This window comes from Nocardioides zhouii (assembly GCF_004137345.1).
In the GTDB taxonomy this organism is placed as follows: domain Bacteria; phylum Actinomycetota; class Actinomycetes; order Propionibacteriales; family Nocardioidaceae; genus Nocardioides; species Nocardioides zhouii.
In genome coordinates this window covers 60,672-83,222 of the sequence record NZ_SDWV01000003.1, presented here as the reverse complement: position 1 = coordinate 83,222, position 22,551 = coordinate 60,672, and the positions used below count along the sequence as shown (strand labels likewise).

Genomic DNA, 22,551 nt, shown 5'->3' with positions numbered 1-22,551 from the left:
GCTATCGTGGTTTGGTCTGTTCATCGAACTAAAGGACGTGTCGTGACGGCCCGACGCACGCTGATCACCGCCTCGCTCGGGACGGTCGCGGTGCTGGTCGCCTTCACCGCCCCGCTGGCCAACTTCAACCAGACCGTCGCCGGGCTGGGCGCCGGACATGCCGGCGGCACCTGGGTGCTGAGCTCGATGAGCATCGGCCTCGGCGCGTTCCTGCTGACCGCGGGCCGGCTGGCCGACGACTACGGCCGGCGGCGCTGGTTCGTCATCGGCGCGCTGGTGCTCGGCGTGTCCTCGCTCCTCGGCGCTGTCGCAGGCGATGTCACCACGTTCGTCGTGTCGCGCGTGTTCGCCGGCGCGGGTGGCGCAGCCGTCGTCGCGGCCGGCCTGGGGATGATCGCCGAGGCGCACCCCGACCCGGTCGAGCGGGGGAGGGCGACGGGCATCTGGGGCGCGAGCATCGGCGCCGGCATCGCCATCGGTCCGCTCCTGGGCAACTACCTGGGCCTGCTCCACTCGTGGCGCGACGTGTACGTCGTCCTGGGCGTCGCGGGGCTGGCGCTGGCGGTGGCCGGCCGGGGTTGCCCGGAATCGCGCAGCGCGCACCGGGCGCCGCTCGACGTCGCCGGCGTCGTGCTGATGGCGTCCGGGACCGCTGCCGTGCTCGCCGGGCTCACCGAGGGCCGCGGTGGGTGGGGTGCGGTTCCGGTGCTGCTGCTCGCCGCGGGCCTGGCGCTGCTGGCGGGCTTCGTGCTCGTCGAGCGACGCTCGACCCACCCGATGCTCGACCTCGGCCTCCTCCACCGACCCGCCTTCCGCGCGGTGAACATCGCCGGCCTGGCCACCGGGGCCGGCATCATCGCGCTGATGTCGTACGTCGCCGGGTTCGTCGGCGCGGGTCTCGGCATCTCCGCCACGACCGCCGCCTGGCTGATGCTGGCCTGGTCGGCACCCAGCGTGGTGACGGCGATCGGCGCGCGTCGGCTCCCCGCGAGCTGGAGCGGCCGCAACCAGATGGCCGGCGCGCTGCTCGTGATCGGCGTCGGCCAGCTGCTGGTGCTGGGCGTGGGCACGACCAGCGGCCCCGCGGCCTTCGTCCCCGGCCTCCTGCTCGCCGGCATCGCCACCGGCGTGCTCAACGCGGCGATGGGTCGCGAGAGCGTGGCCAGCGTCCCGCCGGGCCAGGCCGGTCTCGGCAGCGGCGCCAACAACACCGCGCGCTACCTCGGCTCCGCCCTCGGCGTCACCGTCGTCTCGGTCGTCGCTGCGCCCGTCGGTGCGGTCACCGCCCAGGCGCTGGTCGACGGCTGGCACCGCGCCGTGATCGTGACCGCGCTGGTGTCTCTTGTGGGGGCCCTAGGTGTGGCGCTCCTCGGTGAGCGGGTGGTGCCCGCCGAGGTCGCGGTGCCGGCCGATGCCCCGGCCGATGCCCCGGCTGATGCCCCGACTGATGCCCCGACGAGCGGTGGCTGACCCACACTCTCCGGGCCTCGACTGTGGGTGGACCACCGCTGCCGGGCGCGTCGTACGCCGACACGCACCCAAGCGGTGGTGGAGCGACATTTCGTGGCGTACGAAGGTGGATGGGCCACCGCTCGCGAGGCGCGGCGACCGTGGGCGGTGAGTGAGGCGGGTTGCGATCCGCTGGAAGGCGCCTCACTGACCGCTGCCGGGCGCGTCGTACGCCGACACGCCCATGGGCGGTGCGTGAGGCGTACGCCGACGTGTCGGAATGCCCCTCACTCACCGCTCCCAGCGAGGCGAGCGGTGGCTGAGCCACACTCTCCGGGCGTCGACTGTGGCTGGACCACCGCTGCCGCGCGCGTCGTACGCCGACACGTGCCCGAGCGGTGGTGGAGCGACACTTCCTGGCGCACGAAGGTGGCTGGGCCACCGCTCGGCAGGCGGGGCGCGGAGCGGTGGTGAGACACCTTCAGAACGCCGAGAACATGTCTCACGCACCGCTCCCAGAGAGGCGACAAGCAAGGGTCAGACGTCGCCGGGGTCGACCTGTTCGCCGGGGGCGCCGATGTCGAGGTCGCCCTCGACGATCATCCCCGTCATCCCGCGGGGCGAGCGGGTCTCGTGGACCTCGCCTGGCTCCCAGACTGCGGCCTGGCCGGGGCCGATGCGGCGTACGGTCAGCTCCGCACCGCTGACCTCGGCCTCGCCGGTGAGCACGACCAGCAGCTGCCGTCCGGCCGCGGGGTGGCGACCGATCGTGCCGCCGGGGACGAGGGCGACGGCGATCAGGTGGGCGTCGGCGCTGATCCCGAACGCACCGACCGAGAACCCGTGACTCCCGTGCGCCTCGATGGGGCGGTGGGGGAGGTCGGAGAGGTCGAGGAGCCGCACTCAGGACTCGGTGGTGGTGGGCGGTGTGTAGTCCGGGTCGGCCGAGGGCGCGTCGGGGTTGCCGCCGGAGCCGGCCTGGGCGACGTCGGACCAGTTCTCCAGCTCCGACATGACCTCGGCGTGCTTGTCGACGCAGACGACGACGAGGTCGCCGGCGTTCGCACGGCTCATCGCGTGGCGGACGGCCTCGATCTCGTCGAGCACCATCTCGGCCTGCTTGCAGCGCGCCCCGTCGTCCATCGCAGCCCGTACGCCGTCCAGCACCAGCTGCGCGGTCGCACCGCGCTCGCGGCCGCGGAGCGCGACGTCCTCGCGGATGATGCACACGTCGAAGTGCTGGGCGGCGATCGTGCCGAGCTCGACCATGTCCTGGTCGCGCCGGTCGCCCGCGGTGGCGATGATGCCGATACGCGAGGGGCGGGCCAGGTCGTGCGAGGACTCGAGCGAGTCGCCGACGCGGTCCACGAAGTCGCCGAGCATCTTCATGCCGGGCGCGTTGTGGCAGTAGTCGACGATCACGTTCACGCCGTTGACGTCCACCTCGTTGAGGCGGCCGGGGGAGAGGTAGTAGTTCGTCGAGAAGGTGCGCAGCCCCTGGCGGATGTCGTGCAGCGGGGCACCGGCGGCGAACGCCGCGGCCGCAGCGGCCAGCGAGTTCTGCACGTTCATCCGGGCGCGCCCGTTGAACGTCGCCGGCAGCAGGTGGGTCCACGCCAGCTGCATCTCGCGGCGGCCGTGCTGGACGACCATCATCTCGCCGCGCTCGGTCGGGTTGAGCACGATGGCCTTCCCGCCGCGACGGCAGTGCGCGTCGATCATGTCGCGCACCTCGCTGCCCGGCTCCTCCATCGAGAACCAGACGACCTGGCCCGAGCACTTGCGACGCATCTCGCGCACCAGCGGGTCGTCGGCGTTGAGCACGGCGTGGCCGTCGCGCGGCACCGCCTCGACGATGACCGCCTTGACATCCGCGAGCTGCTCCACGGTGTCGATGCCGCGGAGGCCGAGGTGGTCGGGCTGGACGTTGAGCACGACCGCGACGTCGTTGCGCTCGTAGCCGAGGCCCTCGCGCAGGATGCCGCCGCGGGCGACCTCGAAGACCGCAAAGTCGACGCGGGGGTTCTGCAGCACCATCCGCGCCGAGCGCGGACCGGACGCGTCGGCCCGGATCACCAGGCGCTCGTCGATGACGACACCGTCGGTGGAGGTCATGCCCACCTTGCGGCCGAGGCCCTTGAAGATGTGGGCGATCATCCGGCTCGTGGTGGTCTTGCCGTTGGTGCCGGTGACGGCGACGATCGGGATCCGCGAGGTCGCGCCCGGCGGGAAGAGCATGTCGACGACCGGCTTGGCGATGAACTGCGGCTCACCGATCGTCGGGTGCGTGTGCATCCGGAAGCCCGGCGCCGCGTTGACCTCGCAGATCGCGCCGCCCGCCTCGCGTACGGGCTCGGTGATGTCGGGGCAGATGAAGTCGATGCCGGCGATGTCGAGGCCGACCATGCGGGCGGCCTCCTCGGCGATCTCGACGTTCTCCGGGTGCGCCTCGAAGGTGCGGTCGATCGAGATGCCGCCGGTCGACATGTTGCCGGTCAGCGCCAGCTTCACCATCTCGCCCTCGGCGGGCACCGAGTCGAGCGTGTGGCCCTGGTCGGCGAGCACCTCGATGGCGGCGTCGTCGACCTTGATCCGGGTGAGCACCTTCTCGTGGCCGACACCGCGCCGCGGGTCGGCGTTGGTGAGGTCGACGAGCGACCGTACGGTCGACGTGCCGTCGCCCGTCACCGAGGCGGGCACGCGCTCGGCGATGGCGACCATCCGGCCGTCGATGATCAGGCAGCGGTAGTCCTTGCCGGTCACGAACGACTCGACGATGACGGTGCCGCGACGCGACTGGCCCTCGGCGATCGGGAAGGCGGCGCGTACGTCGTCGTCGTCCTGCAGGTCGAGGCAGACGCCGCGACCGTGGTTGCCGTCGAGCGGCTTGAGGACGACGGGGAAGCCGATCCGGCGGGCGGCCGCGACGGCCTGGTCCTCCGAGCGCACCGACTCCTGCTTGGGCACCGGCAGGCCGGCCGCGCCGAGGAGCTTGGTGGTGAGGTCCTTGTCGGAGGCGATGTCGACGGCGATCGACGAGGTCTCGGACGTCATCGTCGCGCGGATGCGCTTGGCGTGGACGCCCTGGCCGAGCTGGACGAGGGAGTACTGGTTGAGCCGGATCCAGGGGATGTCGCGCGACACCGCCTCGTCGACGATCGCCTGCGTCGACGGGCCGAACGCGGTGCGCTCCGCGCGGCGGATGAACTCGTCGCGCTCGGTCTCCCACTCGAAGTCGGGGTCGCCCTCGACGAGGTGGTTGACCAGGCGTACGGCGAGGCGTCCTGCGGTCAGGCCGACGTTCTCGTCGACGTAGCCGTAGATGATGTTGTAGTGGCCGGGCTGGCCCTTGACGGCGCGCGTCTTGCCCCGCCGGATGTCGTGCCCGACCAGCTGCTGCAGGGCCAGCGCCACGTGCTCGGCGACGTGGCCGAGCCACGTGCCCTCGTTGAGCCGCTCGAGGAAGCCGCCGCGGCGTCCGCGCGAGCACGAGTGCTCGCGCAGGCCCGGCAGCATCGAGACCAGGTCCTCGCTGAACCCGGGGATGGTGTTGGTGGGGAACTGCTCGAGCGACCCGAGATCGACCACCAGGTGGATCGACTTGTCGTAGGACCAGACATTGGCGCCGCGGTAGACGCGCGTCTCGATGATCTCGAGGTCCGGAGTGGGTCGCTCACTCATGAGGGGTCTCCCTGGTCGGGCGTGGTCGGGGGCGTGGAGCGGGTCCGTCTCAGCGCGAGGCGCCGCCGGATCGCGGCGGGGGCGGCGTCGGCCGCAGCGATGTCGCGGACGAGCTGGCGCAGGTCGCGGGTGGCCTCGGCGAGCTCCTCGGCGTCCTCGCCGGCAACCACCGGCTCCTGCGGCACCAGGGTGCGGGTCGAGAGGTTGAACACGGCGCCCTCGGGGAGGACGTGGAAGATCACGCCGCTGGCGAGGAGGGGCGAGGACCGCTTGGCCTCGTAGGCGTTGGAGGTCATCCGCGCGCCGTCGAAGATCGTCACGGCGCCCTTGCCGAGCACCCGCATGACCATGTCGCCGTCGACGTCCTCGACGAGTCCGCAGGTGTCCTCGTCGACGCCGATCCCGAGCAGCTGAGGGCTCTGGGACACGATCATCAGCAGCCGGCCGTAGCGGTTGCGCTGGTCGAAGTGCTGGTCGATCACGGTCGAGTCCACCAGTCCGAGCCCGGCGGCGACTTGCGTCATCCGCTGCTTGGGGGTCGCACCGCCGACGCCGAAGGCCACCATGTGGGAGGACTGGATGCTCGCCCCCGCCGACGTGCCGGCCACCACTGCGCCGCGGTCGTGGGCCCGCAGGATCGCGTCTCCGACCGGCGTGCCGCAGATGATCGACGACAGCTTGAGCTGGTTGCCGCCCGTCATGAAGATGCCGGTCGCCTCGTCCAGCGCCTTGACCAGTGCGGGGTCGTGGGCCTGCTCGCGCGACTCCGGACGTACGGCGTCGACGCGCGCCGCGCCGAACTTGGAGAAGAGCGCGTCGTAGACATCGACCACCTCCCGCCCCAGGGAAGACGCTGTCGGGATGACGGCGATCCGGGCGTCCGGACCACCGCTCAGGGCGACGAAGTGCTTGAGGATCGTCGGCTTGCGCACCTTGTCCTCGGCACCACCGATGATCATGAGTGGTCCGCTGGGCATGACAGGCAGGCTAGCGGCTGCAAGGGTGGGCCGATGCAGGAGTCAGGCTTGGACCTCGGGAGCGGAGCCTCGCGACGGCTCGTCATCATGCGTCACGCCAAGGCCGAGGCGACCGCGCCCTCGGACCACGAACGTCCGCTGGCATCCCGCGGGAGGGCCGACGCGGAGGCTGCCGGGCGCTGGTTGCGCGGGCAGGGGATCGCGCCTGACCTGGCGCTCGTCTCCGACGCCGTACGCACGCGCCAGACCTGGGAGCAGGTCTCCGGCGGGGCCGGCTGGGACGAGTCCACCGTCGACTTCTCGGCGGGCCTCTACGCCGCGGGATCGGACTCCGCCTTCGACCTGCTGCGCGAGACCGACCCGGCCGTGACGTCGCTCATTGTGATCGGCCACAACCCCACCATGGCGTACGTCGCGGAACTGATCGACGACGGCGAGGGTGACCCGGACGCCACCACCGGCATGGTCACCCGCGGCTTCCCGACCTCGGCCCTGGTCGTGTTCACCGTCGAGGGCCCGTGGGCCGATCTCGGCCCCGGGACGGGGCGGCTCGAGGCCTTCCACGCAGGGGATGCGTGAGCGGTCCCGACGTCGTCGCCCGACTGCGGGCCGCCGGGTGCGTGTGGGCCGAGGACGAGGCGGCCCTGCTGGAGGCCGCCGCGGCCGGTCCTGAGGAGCTGGAGGCGCTCGTCGCGCGCCGGGTCGCCGGTGAGCCGCTGGAGACGGTGCTCGGCTGGGTCGAGTTCCTGGGCCGCCGACTCGTGGTCGCGCCTGGCGTCTTCGTCCCGCGGCGCCGCACCGAGCTGCTCGCGCGGCTGACGCGCATGTTGGTCGCGGCACCGCGGACGGTCGCTCCGCCGGTGGTCGTCGAGATGTGCTGCGGGGTCGCGCCGGTGGCCGCCGCGTTGGCGGACCTCCCGGTCGAGCTGCACGTGGCGGATCTGAGCGAGGTCGCGCTGGACTGCGCCCGGCTCAACGCACCGACGTCCGCTGCGCACCTCGGCGACCTGTACGCCGCGCTGCCGACCGCCCTGCGCGGCCGGGTCGACGTACTGGTGGCCAACGCGCCCTACGTGCCGACCGACCGGATCGCCGACATGCCGCCCGAGGCCCGCGACCACGAGCCGAGGGCCGCCCTCGACGGTGGCGCGGACGGAGTCGACCTGCACCGTCGACTGGCTGCCGGTGCGGCCGACTGGCTGGCGCCCGGCGGCGTGCTGCTCGTCGAGACCAGTCCGTCCCAGGCGGCGCTGACGACCGCCGCCATGCAGGCCGGGGGCCTCGAGGCCGACGTCGAGCTGGACGACGACATTGGCGGCTGTGTTGCGGTGGGGATCCTCAGTCGTCGAGGCCCAGTGGGGGAGCAGGCGTGACGATCCCGACCGCCGCGTCGGCGTCCTCGATCTGCTCGCGGGAGATGCCGAGCAGGTAGAGGATCGCGTCGAGGTAGGGGACGTTGACCGACGTGTCCGCCGCGTCGCGTACGACCGGCTTGGCGTTGTACGCGATGCCGAGCCCGGCCGCGTTGAGCATGTCGAGGTCGTTGGCGCCGTCGCCGATCGCGATCACGGCGTCGAGCGGCACGCCGACCTCCGTCGCGAACTCCCGCAGCGCGACGGCCTTCCCGGCGCGGTCGACGACCTCGCCGAGGATGCGGCCGGTGAGAACACCGTCGACGATCTCGAGCTCGTTGGCGCGGGCGAAGTGGATGCCGAGGTCCGCGGCGAGGCGGTCCGTGATCTGCGTGAAGCCGCCCGACACGATCGCGAAGCGGTAGCCCAGCCGCCGGAGCGTACGGACCATGGTCCGGGCACCCGGGGCGAGCTCGATCGCGTCGTAGACCTCGTCGAGGGCGGTCGCGGGCACACCGGCCAGCAGCGCCACTCGTTCGCGCAGCGACGTCTCGAAGTCGAGCTCGCCGCGCATCGCCGCCTCGGTCACCCGCGCGACCTCGGCCTCCTGACCGGCATGGGCGGCGATCATCTCGATCACCTCACCCTGGATGAGGGTCGAGTCGACGTCCATCACGATCAGCCGGATGCCGCGGCGGTGCAGGGAGTCGCGCTGCACGGCGAGGTCGATGCCCTGCCGGACCGCCTCGGCGGCCAGCAGCGGGCGGAGCCGGTCGGCAGGTGCGCCCGACACGTGCAGCTCGATCGCGGTCACGGGGTAGCGCGCCATCCGCTCGATCTTGTCGATGTTGGCGCCCGAGTCGGCGATCCGGCCGGCGATCGCGGCCATCGCCGAGGCCTTCAGCGGCTTGCCGATGATCGTGATGTGGGAGCGGTCGCCGGAGCGGCTCCGGTTGTCGCCGGCGCCGCGGTCGACCTCGACGTTCATGTCCAGATCGGTCGCGGTGCGCTCGATGACGTCGCGGAGCTTCTTCCAGTCCCGCGGTGCGGTGACCAGGATGCCGAGCACGAGCCTGCGCCGCAGCACGATCTGCTCGATGTCGATGACCTCGACCCCCGCCGCCGCGAGCGCCGCGAAGATCGCGGAGGTGACGCCGGGCCGGTCCTTGCCCGTGAGGGTGACCAGGAGAGTCTTCGGCTGGTCTTCCATGGTGTGGGGAAGGCTAGTCCTGCCCGCACCACGGACCCGCGGGACGTCCGCCCACCGGGCGCGTCGGTGCTACATCAGCGGTCCGGCCACACCTCGGGCGAGCAGGCCGCGACCAGCGCGCGACGGGCCGCCCGACCCAGCGGCTGCAGCACGCCGCGGCGCTGGTCGACCTCGTACGACGACAGCGCGCCGCCGTCGTCGACGAGCGCCAGGTCGACGATGGCCCAGGCCTGCAGCCCCCGGGCGGCCAGGTTGACGCATCGGGTCGGGGTGCCGAGCGGTGCCTCGACGGTCGGTCGGTGGTGCAGGTTCATCAGGGCGTCGGCGGCCTCGGGGCGCCAGCGTGCGACGTCGAGGCCGGCCAGGCTGTCGGCCGCCCCGAGCAGCGCCTCGCGCAGCGTACGGTCGGCCTCGCCCACGTCGGGCAGCTGGCGTCGGTCGGCCTCGAAGGCCCGCCACTGCACGGTCTCGCCCTGCTCCTCGGGCACCAGCCCGAGGCTGCCCGCCACGACCGCCTGGCCCGCGTCCATCGCGGCGGCGTTGAAGTCGCGCGGCCCACCGAGGCCGAGCGGATCGCCCTCGACCGGCAGCGCGAGCCCGGCGTACGCCGCCCCGCGGGACCGCGCGAGCGCCAGCAGGTCGAGCGCCGAGCCGCCCTCGAGGAGGTGCGTGTCACCGGCGAGGACGTCGAGCACGTGGTCGGTCTGCTCGTGCCCGCGCAGCCACGCGGTCAGCCACCAGGCCAGGACCGCGGAGTGGGGGAGCGCGAGCGGGGACGTCGACATCGCGGGCGAGGCTACCCGCCGTCATCCCGCCGCCGTCCGGCCGTCGTGTCAGGCCGGGGCGCGGCCCGCGCGCTGGATAGGGTGACGCCCATGGTCGCGGTCATCGAGTTCGCAGGGGTCACCGTGCGCCGTGGCCGGTCCCTCCTGCTCGATGACGTCAGCTGGGAGGTCGAGGAGGACGAGCGCTGGGTGGTCCTCGGGCCCAACGGCGCCGGCAAGACGACGCTGCTCCAGGTGGCCGCTGCACAGCTTCACCCGACCGCCGGCGTGGCCGGCATCCTCGACGAGGTGCTCGGCACCACCGACGTCTTCGACCTCCGCCCGCGCATCGGGCTGACGAGCGCCGCGCTGGCCGACCGGATCCCCCGGTCCGAGCTGGTCCGCGACGTGGTCGTCTCCGCGTCCTACGGCGTGGTCGGTCGGTGGCGTGAGCACTACGCCGACCTCGACCACGACCGCGCCGCCCAGCTCCTCACCGAGGTGGGCGCGAGCCACCTGGCCGAGCGCACCTTCGGCACGCTGAGCGAGGGCGAGCGCAAGCGGGTGCAGATCGCGCGGGCGCTGATGACCGACCCCGAGCTGCTCCTCCTCGACGAGCCCGCCGCCGGGCTCGACCTCGGCGGTCGCGAGGACCTCGTCGCGACGCTGTCCGAGCTCGCCCTCGACCCCGACTCGCCCGCCACCGTCCTGGTGTCGCACCACGTCGAGGAGATCCCGCCCGGCTTCACCCACGCCCTGCTGCTGCGCGAGGGACGGGTGGTCGACGCCGGCCCGGTCGAGGACGTCGTGACCGCCGAGACGCTGTCGGAGACGTTCGGCATGCCGCTGCTGCTGACCCGTGCCGACGACCGGTACGCCGCACGCCGCCGACCGGCGCAGCGGATCCGCCAGGATTAGCAGGGCCGAGGTCCGGCCCGCGCTGCGCACGACTGGATAGGGTCTGGTCATGGACTGGATCCGCGACCACCTCTGGGAGACCTGGCTGGCGCTGTCGATCGCGCTCGGGGTCGCCGAGATGTTCAGCCTGGACCTGATCCTCGCCATGCTCGCGGCCGGCGCCGTGATCGGCATGGTGGCCGCCCTCATCGGACTCCCGGTCGTTGCGCAGATCCTGCTGGCGCTCGCCGCGTCCGTCGCGGCCCTCTCGCTCGTACGTCCGGCCTTCATCAAGCGCCTCCACGCCGGGCCGGAGCTGTCCCTCGGCCACGGCAAACTGGTCGGCACCCGGTGCATGGTCACCGAGGAGATCACCGGTCTCAACGCGGGTCGCATCAAGGCCGGCGGCGAGACGTGGACCGCCCTGCCGTACGACGAGAACCTGAGGATCGCGCCCGGTGAGACGGTCGAGATCCTGCAGATCAAGGGTGCGACGGCCTACGTCCACCCCGTGGCCACGCTCGAGTCCTGAGCACGGCACCGCCACACCACCGCTACACCACACCCGGGGGAGAACCGAATGCCCACAGCCCTGTTGGTCCTGTTCCTGCTCGTCGTCGTATTCGTCGTCGTCATGCTCTCGAAGACGGTCAAGATCGTGCCCCAGGCACGCGCCGCCGTCGTCGAGCGCTTCGGCAAGTACAAGGCCACGCTGCCTGCGGGCCTCAACATCCTCGTGCCCTTCATGGACAAGCTGCGCTACCTCATCGACCTGCGCGAGCAGGTCGTGAGCTTCCCGCCGCAGCCGGTGATCACCGAGGACAACCTCGTCGTCTCTATCGACACCGTCATCTACTTCCAGGTCACCGACCCGGTGGCCGCGACCTACGAGATCGCCAACTACATCCAGGCCATCGAGCAGCTCACCATGACCACCCTGCGCAACATCGTCGGTGGCATGGACCTCGAGGAGACGCTGACCAGCCGCGACTCCATCAACTCCGGCCTGCGCGGCGTCCTCGACGAGGCCACCGGCAAGTGGGGCATCCGCGTGAACCGCGTGGAGCTCAAGGGCATCGACCCGCCGCCCTCCATCAAGGACTCGATGGAGAAGCAGATGCGCGCCGACCGCGAGAAGCGCGCCGTCATCCTCACCGCCGAGGGCCAGCGACAGGCCGCGATCCTCACGGCCGAGGGCTCGAAGCAGTCGCAGATCCTCAACGCCGAGGGTGACCGCGAGTCGCAGATCCTGCGCGCGCAAGCCGACCGCGAGGCCTCGATCCTGCGTGCGCAGGGTGAGGGCCAGGCCATCCAGACCGTCTTCCAGGCGATCCACGACGGTCAGCCCGACCAGTCGCTGCTGGCCTACCAGTACCTCCAGATGATGCCGAAGATCGCCGAGGGCAGCGCCAACAAGGTGTGGGTCATCCCGTCCGAGATCACCAAGGCCCTCGAGGGCCTCGGCTCCTCGATCCACGAGATCGCCGGTATCCCGAAGGACGCCACGCCGCGTACGCGCGTCGACATGGGACCCACGGAGCCCCAGCTGCCGCGCTCGTCCGGTGACAACGAGCTCAGCGCCACCAGCAAGGCCGTGCAGGACGCCATCGCGGCCGCCGAGTCGGCCAGCCAGACCCGCGCGACCCCGGTCGACCCGGCGCCGAGTGAGGGCACGGCGGGGGAGCCTCCCACGGCGTGAGTCCGCTCGAGGCCGTGCTGGTCACGCTCGCAGGAGTGGCGGCCGGCACCATCAACGCAGTGGTGGGGTCGGGAACGTTGATCACGTTCCCGACCCTGCTGGCGTTCGGCGTACCTCCGGTGACCGCCAACGTCAGCAACACCGTCGGGCTCGTGCCCGGCAGCCTGTCCGGCGTCGTCGGCTACCGGCGCGAGCTGGTGGGACAGCGCTCGCGCGTGCTGCGGCTGGGATCGGCGTCCCTCATCGGCGGGATCGTCGGCGCGGTGCTGCTGCTCGTGCTGCCGTCGGCGGCGTTCGACGCCATCGTGCCGGTGCTGATCCTGCTCGGCGTGCTGCTCGTCGTCTTCGGGCCGCGGATCCAGCGCGCCGTGGCCGCGCGTGCCGAGTCGCGCGGCGGCATCCCCGACCACGGCGTCTGGTGGGTGTGGCCGGCCGTGGCTGCGACGGGGGTGTACGGCGGCTACTTCGGTGCCGCGCAGGGCGTCCTGCTGATGGCGGTCCTGGGCATCGGGGTGGTCGACTCGATGCAGCGGCACACGGCGACCAAGAACGTCCTCGCCCTGCTCGTCAACGCCGTCGCGGCGACCGTCTTCATCGCCGCCGCGGACATCGACTGGCTGGTCGCGGGCCTCATCGCCCTGGGCTCGGTCGTCGGAGGCCAGCTCGGGGCGACGGTCGGCCGCCGACTGCCGCCCGGCCTGCTGCGGGCCGTGATCGCCGTCGTCGGCGTGACCGCGCTGGTGGTCCTGCTCGTCTGACAGTCGTCGCTCGATGGTGCCTGCCGCCCCTGCCTGAGGTGGAGGGGCGGCAGGACCCGTTCAGTCGGCGATGCGCTTGGTCCTGCGCGTCGTCACGGTGACCGGCGTGCGGCCCGCGGCCGTGGCGACGACCCGCACCGAGATCCTCTTGCCGACCAGCTTGCTGGTCAGGCGCAGGCGGTTCTTCGTCGCGTTCTTGATCCTCTTGCCGTTGGCGAGCCACTGCACCGTGCGCGTGACCGACGTGGGGTTCCAGGTCCCCTTGGTCACCCGCAGCCGCTCGCCCACCTCGGCGAGGCCCTTGATGCGCGGCCGCTTGATGACCGTGACCGCAGCAGCCGTCGGGGTCGTCGTCACCACGACCGGTGCCACGGGTGTCGGGGTCGGGGTCGGGGTCACCGTGGGAGTCGGCGTCGGCGTCGGAGTCGGCGTCGGAGTCGGCGTCGGCGTCGGCGTCGGGGTGGGCGTCGGCGTCGGCGGCGTGGGCGTCGCCAGGGACACGTCGTAACGTCCGGCGCTCGGGACCGTCACGGGGTCGGCGTCGGCGATCGCGGCGCGGTCGTTCCAGTACTCGGTGACGTTGGAGGCGGGGTCGCGGAAGCCGAGCGTGTACTCGCCGGCGGACAGGCCGCCGATGTCGTAGGTGCCGTCGGAGCCGGCCACGACCGTCCGGAAGGACGTCCATGCGGAGGCGCCCTGGCGGACGTACGCCGTCACCTCTGCCCCGGCAACGCCGTTGGTGTCGCTCCCGGTGACGGTGCCGACCAGGTGGGCTGCACCGGCGAGCTTCGCGGTCGCGAGCGTCGGGAAGCCGCCGTTCGTGAGGTCCACCGGGGCGGCGGACTCGATGCGGGGGGCGTCGTTGTAGAACTCCGTGGCGTACGCGCCCGTCGGGTCGTCGAACCGCACGCGGTAGATGCCGTCGTCGAGCTTGCCGACGTTGTATCCGCCGCCGAGGCCGGTGACCGCGTCGTCCACCGCGACCCACTGGCCGGTGCCGGCGGGGTCGGCGAGCGTGGTCACCACGATGCCGGGAAGCGGGGTGCCGTCCTCCGAGGTGACGGACCCCTTGATCCGGGTCGGCTTGGCGGCCTCGGCCGGCCCTGCGACGAGCATGGTCGAACTGATGCCGACGGCGACCGCGAGAGCGGCTCCCCCCAGCTTGCTGTACACGTGCATGTTCTTCTCCCCACATAGAGACATCGCGGCGCGACGCGCTGCCCACAGTGAGATCGGGAGGGATCTCCCGCTGGCGTTGTCACCATTCAGTGGCTGATTGTTACCGCTGTGTTACCAAGGGTGTACGGCTGGACCAGACAGGTCACGAACAGATCCTGACTTCCGGGACAGACCGTCAGGAAAGGGGCTAGGAGTGCGCGTCGCCGGCGTCCGGGCTGACTGACGAGCGCTCCACCCAGGCACCCAGCCACCTCTCGAGTGCGTCGTACGCCTGTGCGCGGATCTCGGGCCGAGACAGCACCACGTCGTGCATGGCGCCGTCGATCCCGATCGAGGTGACGTGCCGGCCGACGGACGAGGCCCACCGCCGGATCTGCTCGACGTCGAGGACGATGTCGTGGGTCGTCACGGTCTCGTCGGTCTGCTCGCCGAACCAGGAGCGCGCCGACGACAGCACCAGGATCGGGCAGGTCACGTCCAGCCCGGCGTGCAGTTGCGCGTGGCCGCGGCGCACTGCTCGGAGCCAGCCGACGTACACGGGGCGGGACTCGAGCGGCTTCCACGCCAGGTCGTAGTCCCACTCGCCGCCGTGCTCGACGTGGAGCGAGTGGCCGTAGACCGGGCTGACCTTGCGCGGGATCTCCCGCATGGGCCGGGAGGTGCCGAGCCGCTCGATGGCCACGCGCGCGGCCGGGCTGCGCAGCCAGGCGGCTCCCTGCATGTCGAACCACGGCGAGTTCAGCACCATCGCCGTCAGCTCCGCCGGTCGGCGCTCGTGCGCCCAGAGGGGCACCGTCAGGCCGCCCGTCGAGTGTCCCGACACGATCACCTCGCGGTGCCCGTCGCGCTGGGTGATGCGCCACCAGGCGAGGTCGATCTCGGCGAAGTACTCGTGCAGGTCCGAGACGTAGTTGGGGGTCTGGTGCTCGCGCAGTGACCGGCCGTACTTGCGGAGGTCGACGGCGTAGAAGGTGTAGCCGCGGTCGGCCCACCACCGGGCGTACTCGGTGTGGAAGAAGTAGTCGGCGAAGCCGTGCACGTGCAGCACGGCCCGTCCGTTGGGCCGGTCCGGCTCGAGCGTCACCAGCGTGGCGACCACGGACCCCTCGCTGTCCGGCGGGAGCGAGATCGTCTCTACCCGGTAGTCAGGACCGAGGACGTCGGCCTGCAGGGGCTCCGGAGGCATGGGGCAACCCTAGTGGCGCGTGTACGGGCCGCTCGCGAGGCTCCCGCGGTTTTCGTGGTTCGACCGCGAGGGCCGTGAGCCGGGCTCTACCCTGCAGCCGTGTCGAACGCGTGGGAGTCCCTGGTGCGCGGGTCCTCCACCTATGTCCGTCAGCGGGTCGACGGCTGGCGTACGGGGTCGCGGGCGAGCCAGGCGTTCCTCCTTCTGATCCTCGTCACGCTCATCGTCGTGGCGGTGACCATCGGCGCGCTGACCCGGGTGGTCGTGCCGGTCTCGCTCTGGTTCCTTTTCCTCATGCTCGGCACGATGCTGCTGCGGTTCGTCCCGCTGCTGGTGCTGGGTCTCGTCCTGGGCGTCGTCGCGTGGTGGACCTCGGTCGAGAGCAGCTTCGCGACGGCCCACAGGTCCACGGGGCTCGTCATCCTCGCCGTCGGCCTCCTGCTCGCGCTCTACCAGGCGAGCAAGCAGCGCTCCGGCCTGCCGATGGCGCTCAGCGAGGCAGTGCTGAGCCAGTTGCGAGACCGGCTCCAGCGCCAGGGCGTCGTGCCGCCGCTGCCCGACGGCTGGCGTACGCAGTCGGCCACCATCACCGCCAACGGCCCCAGCTATGCCGGCGACTTCCTCGTCGCCGACCTGCGCGAGGGGCGCTGGCTGGAGATGGCGCTGGTCGACGTGTGCGGCAAGGGCACCTCGGTGGGGCCGCAGGCGCTGCAGTTCGCCGGTGCCCTGGGCGGGCTCATCGGCGCGCTCCCGCCCGCCGAGCTGATGTCGGCGGCCAACCAGTTCCTGCTCCGCCAGGAGTCCGACGAGTCCCTCGCCACCGCGGTCCACATCAAGGTCGACCTCGTCACCGGCGACTACACGATCACCAGCGCCGGCCACCCGCCGGCGCTCCACTGGCACCTGGGGCAGCGTGGCTGGACGGTCGACAACGCCCGGGGGATGGCGCTGGGCGTCATCCCCGAGGCCGACTTCACCCCGAGCCGCGGGCGGCTCCGTCCGGGTGAGGCGCTCATGTTCTACACCGACGGCGTCATCGAGACCGCCGACCGTGACCTCGACGACGGCATCGACTGGCTGCGCGACGTGGCACTGCAGGCCGTCGACGCCCGCGGCTTCACCGGCATGCCCCGACGGGTGCTCAAGAAGGTGCCCCGCGGCGACGACGACCGGGCCATGCTCGTCCTCGAGCGCCAGCCGCTGACCTCGCCCGAGCGCGACTCCGAGCGGCACCGCGGCCTGGGCTGACGCCTCAGGCGCCCCGGGAGTAGAGCTCGCGGATGACGTCCTCGATGTCGGGCTCCTGGATGGAGAGGTCCGCGACGTCGTACGCCGACGCCACCGCCGCGACGATCGGCGCGGCGCTAGCGTCGCTGGGGAAGGACAGCCACTGCCGCGGTCCCTCGACGTTGCGGACCTGGGCCCCGGGTACGTCGATGGGCGCGGCCTCGTCGACCAGGTCGACGACCAGAGTGCGGGAGGAGCCGCCCTGGGCGTGCAGCCCGGCCAGCGAGCCGTCGTACACGCTCGTGCCGTGGTCGATCACGATCACGCGGTCGCAGAGGGCCTCGATGTCCTGCAGGTCGTGGGTGGTCAGCAGGAGCGTCGTGCCGCGCTCCTGGTTGAGCGCGCGGAGGAACTCGCGCAGCCGGCCCTTGCTCACCACGTCGAGGCCGATCGTGGGCTCGTCGAGGTAGATCACCTCGGGGTCGTGGAGCAGTGCCGCAGTGATGTCGCCGCGCATCCGCTGGCCGAGGCTGAGCTGGCGCACCGGGGTGTCGAGCTGGGCGCCGAGGTCGAGGAGCTCGACGAATCGGGCCAGGTTCTCGCGGTAGCGCGCCGGTGGGATGCGGTACATCTTCTGGAGCAGGTCGAACGAGTCGCGCAACGGCAGGTCCCACCAGAGCGTCGAGCGCTGGCCGAAGACCACCCCGATCCGGCGGGCGAGCTGGACGCGCTCGCGACTGGGGTCGAGCCCGCCCACGCGGACCTGTCCGCCGGTGGGCACGAGGATGCCGGTCAGCATCTTGATGGTCGTCGACTTGCCGGCCCCGTTGGGCCCGATGTAGCCGACCATCTCGCCGGCCGCGACGGAGAAGGTGAGGTCGTGGACGGCGTGCACCTCGTCACGCACCCGGCGGCGCTTTCCCTCGACCCGACGGCGTACGTCGAAGGTGCGCGCGAGGTCGCGTACGTCGATCAGCGGTCCTGGGTCGGACGACATGTCAGCTCCCGGTGGAGGTGTAGTGGCGGACGCCGGAGCGCCACACGAGCAGGGCGGCCGCCATCGTCAGCACGCCGGCGAGCGGTGACGCGAACTGCAGGACCTCCGGGTTGCCGAAGGGGTCGGGGCGACCGAGGAGGTAGAGACAGGGATACCAGTTCACGAAGGCGACGGGAATCACGAACGTCAGCCCGACCATCACCTCGCGCGGGAAGATGTTGAGGGGGTACTGGGTGACAGTCGCACCGCCGTAGGTGAAGGCGTTGGCGAACTCGGTGGCGTCCGTCGTCCAGAACTGGATGCAGGAGAAGCCGACGAAGAGGCCGAAGAACACGAGCGCGCCGCTGACGAGCATCGACACGGCCACCACGACCCTCAGCGGCGTCCAGTCGACGTACGTGCACGCCCACCCGAACACCACGCTCGCCTGGGTCAGCCGGCCGAGCCGGCGGAGGGTGAACTGGTCGGCGCAGACCTGCACCAGCAGCGGCACCGGCTTGGTCATCATCTGGTCAAGGCGACCGGTGCGGATGTACGTGCCGATCCGCTCGACGCTGCCGATCGCAGTGTCGGCGAACGCGAGGGCCAGCGAGGCGCTGCCGTAGAGTAGCGCCACCTCGTGCAGCGTGAACCCCTCGAGGTCGTTGAGGTGGGCGAACATGATCCAGAGGCCGACGAAGTCCAGCCCGGTGATCATCCCGTTGCCGACCGCGAGGAGCACGAACGACGTGGGGTACTGCCAGGCGGCGCGGATCCAGAGCCAGGCGATCTGGCCGTAGGTGCGCAGGTGGGTCAGGTCAACCACCCTGCACCACCACCTTGCGGGTCGCGAGCCGCAGGACGCCCTGGCAGGCGGCCAGCAGCACCACGGCCCAGAAGACCTGGAAGCCGAGCGCGGCCAGCAGCCCCGTGCCGACGTGCTTGCCGAGCCAGATGTCGGCCGGCACCTGGACGTACGACGCCCACGGCAACGCGTTGGAGAGGGTGCCGAGCCAGCCGGGGAAGAGCACCAGCGGCAGCATCATCCCGCTGAAGAAGATCGCGAACGCGCCGCTCATCACCTTCACGCCCGACTGGTCGAGCAGCCAGAACGCGGTGCTGGCCACGAGGAACCGGATCGCGAAGCTCACGATGACGGCGAGCACCAGCGACACGGCGAACGCGACGGCGTGGAGCGGCGACGCGGGCAGCGCGATGTCGAAGACGACGATGCCGATCAGCGTCGGCCCGAAGCCGCGCGTGAGCAGGTGGTACGCCGCCCGGCCGAGGTCGCTCGCGAGGTACCACCCGACCAGGCCGACGGGGCGGTAGAGGTCGATCGCGATGTCGCCGGTGCGGACCCGCTCGGCGAGGTCGTCGGTGGTGCCGCCGCCCCAGAGGGCGATGGTCATCAGCAGCGCCTGCCCGAGCCAGACGTACGTCACCGCGTCCTGCGCGTCGTAGCCACCCGCCGTCGGGTTCTCGTTCCACAGCGCGAGGTAGGCGTAGGAGTAGATGACGCCGAAGACGGAATTGGTGAAGATGCCGGCGAGGGTAGCCGCCCGATAGGTCGAGTAGCGGCGGAAGGTGCGGGTCGCGACGGCGACGTGCAACATCCCCCCACCCCTCACAACGCGACCCCTTCATGAAAGACGATCCCCGGCCCACCCACGAGGGGGTCGGGGATCGTCTCACATGTGTGGTGACACGCGCACCTCGTACGCGTGCTGGCCGGGATCGGCCGTCAGCTGGTGTGCCGCACGAGGTTGACCACGCCGATCACGCGGCCCTGGCTGTCCTGGTCGATGGACACGCCGGCGCGGCGCGCGCGGGGGTTGAGGAGGATCTCGCGGTGGCCGGGGGAGTCGAGCCAGAGGTCGACCATGACGTCAGGGGTGAGACCCACACCGCGCACCAGCGTCTCGCCGGCCCACGAGTTGTTGCACCTGCGGATGACCTCGTTCTGGTCCCGGTGCTCGAAGAGCCCGGTGCGGGCGATCTGCTGGCCCCACTCCTCGGCGAGCTGGTCGGTGCACGCGTCGAAGTTCCAGATCTTGCGCAGGCCGTTGGCCGCACGCGCCTCGTTGATCTCCGCCATCAGTGCGTCCTCGAGGGCGTCGGTCGCGACGGCGTCGGAGGTGTCGTCGAGGTCGCCACCGGCGCTGGTGACCACGTGCGCTGCGGTCCGCGGGCCGGACCAGTTCGCCGTGCTCCGCGGGCCGGACCAGTCCTTCGCGTCGGCGGCCGCCGGGACACTGCACACCGCGGCTGCAGCGACGGCGATCGTCGCGAGCCGGGCAAGGGAGCGGGAGTGGGGCACGGTCATTCCTCCGGGGCGGATCCACGAGAGCGGGGGAGTGGATCTTGAGAGAATCTTGTAACAAGGGGTGCTACGTCAAGTTTCGGGCTACGAACGGGCGAGAAACGTCTCGGTGCAGATCAAAGCGCGCGTGCTGCGCTCGAGAGGCGGAACACGAAAAAGGGGCCCGGTGGTCTGGACCATGAAGGTCTCGACCATCGGGCCCCGTACGGGCCTGGTGCTGCGTGCTGGGTGGGTCAGTGCTGGTAGGTGCCGTGCACGATCGCGCGGCCGAGCGTCTTGAACGCCAGGTTGAAGGAGACGACTGCCGGGGAGGCGTCCGCGTCGACACCGAGGCTCGGCGCCCCGACGGCGTGCACCACGAAGAAGTAGCGGTGCGGGTGGTCGCCCTCCGGCGGGGCCGCGCCCATGAAGCCCGACTCGCCGCCGTCGTTGCGGACGTGGAACGCCTCGCCCGGGAGGGTGCCGGACGCGGCGCCGGTGTCGAGGGACGTCACGTCGGCCGGGACGTCGACGAGGACCCAGTGCCAGAAGCCGCTGGGGGTCGGAGCGTCGGGGTCGAAGCAGGTCACCACGTAGGACTGCGTCCCCTCGGGCGCCCCGGACCAGCTCAGCTGGGGCGAGGTGTTGCCGAGGGCCGCCACCTGATCGTCCTTCAGCGCGGCGCCGTCGGTCACGTCGTCGCTGGTGACGGTGAAGGACGCGGTCTGCGGCAGGTACTCGTAGGGGTTGGGGGCCACGGGTCGTTCGATGCCAGTGCTCATCCCTCGAACCTAGCCACGCCCTCCATGACCGGCCCGGAGACAATGGACCATGACCGACCCGCATCCCTACCTCGCCGGACTCGTCCTGGCCGGACGGAAGGTCGTCGTGGTCGGCGGGGGACACGTCGCCCAGCGGCGGGTGCCGACCTTCCTGGCCGCGGGCGCCGAGGTCACGCTGGTCAGCCCCGAGGTCACCCCGGCGCTCGAGGGACTTGCCGGCGAGCTGACGCTGCACCTGCGCGACTTCACCGAGACCGACCTCGACGGTGCCTGGTACGTCGTGGCCGTCACCGACGACCCGGCCGTCAACGCCCGGGTCGCCGCCGCCGCCGAGAGCCGGCACACCTTCTGCGTACGCGCCGACGATGCCCTCGGCGGATCCGCGTGGACGCCCGCCGTCGGGCACCACGGGAGCGTCACCATCGGCGTGCTGGGCAACCGAGAGCCCCGCAAGTCGGCGGCGCTGCGCGACGACATCGTCACGGCCCTGCGCGACGGCCACCTGACCGCCACCGACGCCCACGACCGGAGCCCGGGGGTCGTCCTGGTCGGCGGTGGACCCGGCGAGCCCGACTTCGTCACCGTCGCCGCCCGCCACGCGCTCGCCTCGGCCGACGTCGTCGTCGCCGACCGGCTCGCCCCGCGCGAGCTCCTCGACGAGCTGGGCCCGCACGTCGAGCTCATCGACGTGGCCAAGCTGCCGCGCGGTCGCTCGGCGTCGCAGGACGCCATCAACGAGGTGATCGTCGCCCGCGCCCGCGCCGGCAAGCGCGTCGTACGCTTCAAGGGCGGGGACAGCTTCGTGTTCGGTCGCGGCTTCGAGGAGCTGCTGGCCTGCGCCGCCGCCGACGTGCCCGTCACCGTCGTACCCGGCCTGACGTCCGCGCTCTCGGTCCCGGCCCGCGTGGGCATCCCGGTCACCCACCGCGGAGTGGCCCACGAGTTCACCGTGATCTCCGGGCACCTCCCGCCCGGCCACCCGGACTCGCTCGTCGCGTGGGACGCGGTGGCCCGGATGCGCGGCACGATCGTCCTGCTGATGGCCGTCGACAACGCACCCGCGATCGCCGCCGCCCTCGTCGGGGGCGGCAGGTCCGCCGACACGCCCGCGGCCGTCATCGTCGACGGCACCATGCCGACCGAGCGCACGGTGCTGAGCACCCTCGGGTCACTCGCCGACGACCTCGCCACGCACCGCGTGGTGCCGCCGGCGATCATCGTGATCGGAGAAGTGGTCGCGGTCGCGCGTCCGGCACACTACGGGCGTGCCTGACGCCCCGCAGCTCGTCGAGATCGCCGACGCCGACGACCCACGCCTGGCCGACTACCGCGACCTGCGCGACGTGGAGCTGCGCAAGAGCCTCGAGGCCGAGCACGGCCTGTTCCTCGCCGAGGGCGAGAAGGTCGTCCGCCGCTCGATCGAGGCGGGCTACGCGCCGCGCTCCTTCCTGATGGCGCCGCGGTGGCTCGACGGCCTGGCCGACGTGCTCGGATCGGGCGACGCCCCCGTCTACGTCCTGTCCGAGGCCCTCATCGAGCAGGTCACCGGCTTCCACGTGCACCGGGGAGCGCTCGCGTCGCTCCACCGGCGGCCGCTGCCGCCCGTCGACGACGTGCTGGCCGGTGCCCGCTCGGTCCTGGTGCTCGAGGACCTCGTCGACCACACCAACGTCGGCGCGATCTTCCGCTCCGGCGCGGCGCTCGGCTTCGACGCCGTCCTGCTGGCGCCGCGCTGCGCCGACCCGCTCTACCGCCGGTCCATCAAGGTCGGCATGGGCGCCGTCTTCACCACGCCCTGGACGCGGCTGCCGGACTGGTACGACGCCCTGCCGGACCTCGCCCGGCGCGGGTTCACCAGCGTCGCGCTCACGCTGTCGCCCGACTCGGTGCCGATCGAGGAGGCGGTCGCCGGAGTCGACCGGCTCGCCCTGGTGCTCGGGTCGGAGGGCCACGGGCTGTCCACCCGCTGGGAGTCCTCCGCCGACCGACGGGCGATCATCCCGATGCGCGCCGGCATCGACTCGCTCAACGTCGCCGCGGCCACCGCGGTCGCCTGCTACATCGCGGCCCGGCGCTGATCGGACGTGTCACGATGCGGCGGTCCGGACCGCC

22 protein-coding genes are annotated in these 22,551 nt (G+C 71.8%); 10 read left to right on the top strand and 12 right to left on the bottom strand.

The window, feature by feature from the left end:
* Positions 1–42 precede the first annotated feature (42 nt).
* A complete protein-coding gene (locus tag EUA94_RS03635; protein WP_129424806.1) occupies positions 43–1,470 on the top strand; it encodes an MFS transporter in 1,428 nt (475 codons plus the stop codon).
* Positions 1,471–1,986: 516 nt separating this feature from the next.
* Here EUA94_RS03635 and EUA94_RS03630 read toward each other — a convergent pair.
* From EUA94_RS03630 to EUA94_RS03620, 3 genes are read right to left on the bottom strand one after another with little or no spacing between them, the layout of a single operon-like run.
* The gene (locus EUA94_RS03630) at positions 1,987–2,352 is read right to left on the bottom strand and encodes a cupin domain-containing protein (protein WP_129424805.1); all 366 of its coding nucleotides are present in this window, start codon (positions 2,350–2,352) and stop codon (positions 1,987–1,989) included.
* Positions 2,353–5,130 carry a cyanophycin synthetase gene (gene cphA / locus EUA94_RS03625; protein WP_129424803.1) on the bottom strand — a complete coding sequence of 926 codons (2,778 nt, stop codon included), beginning with the start codon at positions 5,128–5,130 and terminating at the stop codon, positions 2,353–2,355. It abuts the gene before it with no gap.
* Positions 5,127–6,107, bottom strand: a complete 981-nt coding sequence (locus EUA94_RS03620) for a cyanophycinase (protein WP_129424801.1) — start codon at positions 6,105–6,107, stop codon at positions 5,127–5,129. Before EUA94_RS03620 ends, cphA begins: the two co-directional genes overlap by 4 nt.
* A 48-nt stretch (positions 6,108–6,155) precedes the next feature.
* Here EUA94_RS03620 and EUA94_RS03615 point away from each other — a divergent pair, with 48 nt between their 5' ends.
* A complete protein-coding gene (locus EUA94_RS03615; RefSeq protein ID WP_242494659.1) occupies positions 6,156–6,686 on the top strand; it encodes a SixA phosphatase family protein in 531 nt (176 codons plus the stop codon).
* Positions 6,683–7,480 (top strand): putative protein N(5)-glutamine methyltransferase, encoded by a 798-nt coding sequence (locus EUA94_RS03610; protein WP_129424798.1) that lies wholly within the window; start codon positions 6,683–6,685, stop codon positions 7,478–7,480. The genes EUA94_RS03615 and EUA94_RS03610 overlap by 4 nt, the downstream gene beginning before the upstream one ends.
* Here the strand turns inward: EUA94_RS03610 and serB are convergent.
* The gene (gene serB, locus EUA94_RS03605) at positions 7,446–8,669 is read right to left on the bottom strand and encodes a phosphoserine phosphatase SerB (protein ID WP_129424796.1); all 1,224 of its coding nucleotides are present in this window, start codon (positions 8,667–8,669) and stop codon (positions 7,446–7,448) included. The genes EUA94_RS03610 and serB overlap by 35 nt on opposite strands.
* Before the next feature lie 74 nt (positions 8,670–8,743).
* Entirely contained in the window at positions 8,744–9,454 is a 711-nt protein-coding gene (locus EUA94_RS03600; protein ID WP_129424794.1) for a hypothetical protein, read from the bottom strand.
* 90 nt (positions 9,455–9,544) lie between these two features.
* Between EUA94_RS03600 and EUA94_RS03595 the strand changes: the two genes are divergently transcribed.
* From EUA94_RS03595 to EUA94_RS03580, 4 genes are read left to right on the top strand one after another with little or no spacing between them, the layout of a single operon-like run.
* Positions 9,545–10,351: an ABC transporter ATP-binding protein gene (locus tag EUA94_RS03595; protein ID WP_129424792.1), complete on the top strand. Its 807-nt coding sequence runs from the start codon at positions 9,545–9,547 to the stop codon at positions 10,349–10,351.
* 49 nt (positions 10,352–10,400) lie between these two features.
* Positions 10,401–10,862: an NfeD family protein gene (locus EUA94_RS03590; RefSeq protein WP_129424790.1), complete on the top strand. Its 462-nt coding sequence runs from the start codon at positions 10,401–10,403 to the stop codon at positions 10,860–10,862.
* A 48-nt stretch (positions 10,863–10,910) separates the two neighbouring features.
* Complete coding sequence (locus EUA94_RS03585) at positions 10,911–12,029, top strand: SPFH domain-containing protein (RefSeq protein WP_129424788.1); 1,119 nt, start codon at positions 10,911–10,913, stop codon at positions 12,027–12,029.
* Positions 12,026–12,787 carry a sulfite exporter TauE/SafE family protein gene (locus EUA94_RS03580; protein WP_129424786.1) on the top strand — a complete coding sequence of 254 codons (762 nt, stop codon included), beginning with the start codon at positions 12,026–12,028 and terminating at the stop codon, positions 12,785–12,787. The genes EUA94_RS03585 and EUA94_RS03580 overlap by 4 nt, the downstream gene beginning before the upstream one ends.
* 60 nt (positions 12,788–12,847) lie before the next feature.
* Here EUA94_RS03580 and EUA94_RS22360 read toward each other — a convergent pair whose 3' ends face one another.
* Both EUA94_RS22360 and EUA94_RS03570 read right to left on the bottom strand, forming a co-directional pair.
* Positions 12,848–13,966, bottom strand: a complete 1,119-nt coding sequence (locus tag EUA94_RS22360; RefSeq protein ID WP_207210403.1) for a peptidase associated/transthyretin-like domain-containing protein — start codon at positions 13,964–13,966, stop codon at positions 12,848–12,850.
* A gap of 187 nt (positions 13,967–14,153) precedes the next feature.
* On the bottom strand, positions 14,154–15,152 hold the full coding sequence (locus EUA94_RS03570; RefSeq protein WP_242494658.1) for an alpha/beta hydrolase: 999 nt from the start codon (positions 15,150–15,152) through the stop codon (positions 14,154–14,156).
* Between the two features lie 99 nt (positions 15,153–15,251).
* Between EUA94_RS03570 and EUA94_RS03565 the strand changes: the two genes are divergently transcribed.
* Complete coding sequence (locus EUA94_RS03565; RefSeq protein ID WP_129424784.1) at positions 15,252–16,400, top strand: PP2C family protein-serine/threonine phosphatase; 1,149 nt, start codon at positions 15,252–15,254, stop codon at positions 16,398–16,400.
* 4 nt (positions 16,401–16,404) lie between these two features.
* Here the strand turns inward: EUA94_RS03565 and EUA94_RS03560 are convergent, their stop codons facing one another.
* From EUA94_RS03560 to EUA94_RS03540, 5 genes are all read right to left on the bottom strand, one after another.
* A complete protein-coding gene (locus EUA94_RS03560; protein ID WP_129424782.1) occupies positions 16,405–17,376 on the bottom strand; it encodes an ABC transporter ATP-binding protein in 972 nt (323 codons plus the stop codon).
* Between the two features lies 1 nt (position 17,377).
* Positions 17,378–18,181, bottom strand: a complete 804-nt coding sequence (locus tag EUA94_RS03555; RefSeq protein ID WP_207210380.1) for an ABC transporter permease — start codon at positions 18,179–18,181, stop codon at positions 17,378–17,380.
* Positions 18,174–18,971, bottom strand: coding sequence for an ABC transporter permease (locus EUA94_RS03550; protein ID WP_129424780.1), 798 nt, complete (start codon positions 18,969–18,971; stop codon positions 18,174–18,176). Before EUA94_RS03550 ends, EUA94_RS03555 begins: the two co-directional genes overlap by 8 nt.
* A gap of 128 nt (positions 18,972–19,099) precedes the next feature.
* Positions 19,100–19,675, bottom strand: a complete 576-nt coding sequence (locus tag EUA94_RS03545) for a CAP domain-containing protein (RefSeq protein WP_165356784.1) — start codon at positions 19,673–19,675, stop codon at positions 19,100–19,102.
* 236 nt (positions 19,676–19,911) lie between these two features.
* Positions 19,912–20,439 carry a YbhB/YbcL family Raf kinase inhibitor-like protein gene (locus EUA94_RS03540; RefSeq protein WP_129424776.1) on the bottom strand — a complete coding sequence of 176 codons (528 nt, stop codon included), beginning with the start codon at positions 20,437–20,439 and terminating at the stop codon, positions 19,912–19,914.
* A 49-nt stretch (positions 20,440–20,488) separates the two neighbouring features.
* On the opposite strand from EUA94_RS03540, the gene cobA reads away from it, so the two are divergent.
* Entirely contained in the window at positions 20,489–21,712 is a 1,224-nt protein-coding gene (gene cobA / locus EUA94_RS03535; protein WP_129424774.1) for a uroporphyrinogen-III C-methyltransferase, read from the top strand.
* Complete coding sequence (locus tag EUA94_RS03530) at positions 21,705–22,517, top strand: TrmH family RNA methyltransferase (protein ID WP_129424772.1); 813 nt, start codon at positions 21,705–21,707, stop codon at positions 22,515–22,517. Before cobA ends, EUA94_RS03530 begins: the two co-directional genes overlap by 8 nt.
* The last annotated feature ends 34 nt before the right edge of the window (positions 22,518–22,551 follow it).

Excerpts from the sequence above, each read along its gene's own strand:
- EUA94_RS03600 (WP_129424794.1), bottom strand. The coding sequence starts at position 9,454 with ATGTCGACGTCCCCGCTCGCGCTCCCCCACTCCGCGGTCCTGGCCTGG.
- EUA94_RS03550 (WP_129424780.1), bottom strand. The coding sequence starts at position 18,971 with ATGTTGCACGTCGCCGTCGCGACCCGCACCTTCCGCCGCTACTCGACC.
- EUA94_RS03595 (WP_129424792.1), top strand. The coding sequence starts at position 9,545 with ATGGTCGCGGTCATCGAGTTCGCAGGGGTCACCGTGCGCCGTGGCCGG.
- cphA (WP_129424803.1), bottom strand. The coding sequence starts at position 5,130 with ATGAGTGAGCGACCCACTCCGGACCTCGAGATCATCGAGACGCGCGTC.
- EUA94_RS22360 (WP_207210403.1), bottom strand. The coding sequence starts at position 13,966 with ATGCACGTGTACAGCAAGCTGGGGGGAGCCGCTCTCGCGGTCGCCGTC.
- cobA (WP_129424774.1), top strand. The coding sequence starts at position 20,489 with ATGACCGACCCGCATCCCTACCTCGCCGGACTCGTCCTGGCCGGACGG.
- serB (WP_129424796.1), bottom strand. The coding sequence starts at position 8,669 with ATGGAAGACCAGCCGAAGACTCTCCTGGTCACCCTCACGGGCAAGGAC.
- EUA94_RS03540 (WP_129424776.1), bottom strand. The coding sequence starts at position 20,439 with ATGAGCACTGGCATCGAACGACCCGTGGCCCCCAACCCCTACGAGTAC.
- EUA94_RS03620 (WP_129424801.1), bottom strand. The coding sequence starts at position 6,107 with ATGCCCAGCGGACCACTCATGATCATCGGTGGTGCCGAGGACAAGGTG.
- EUA94_RS03570 (WP_242494658.1), bottom strand. The coding sequence starts at position 15,152 with ATGCCTCCGGAGCCCCTGCAGGCCGACGTCCTCGGTCCTGACTACCGG.
- EUA94_RS03585 (WP_129424788.1), top strand. The coding sequence starts at position 10,911 with ATGCCCACAGCCCTGTTGGTCCTGTTCCTGCTCGTCGTCGTATTCGTC.
- EUA94_RS03590 (WP_129424790.1), top strand. The coding sequence starts at position 10,401 with ATGGACTGGATCCGCGACCACCTCTGGGAGACCTGGCTGGCGCTGTCG.
- EUA94_RS03560 (WP_129424782.1), bottom strand. The coding sequence starts at position 17,376 with ATGTCGTCCGACCCAGGACCGCTGATCGACGTACGCGACCTCGCGCGC.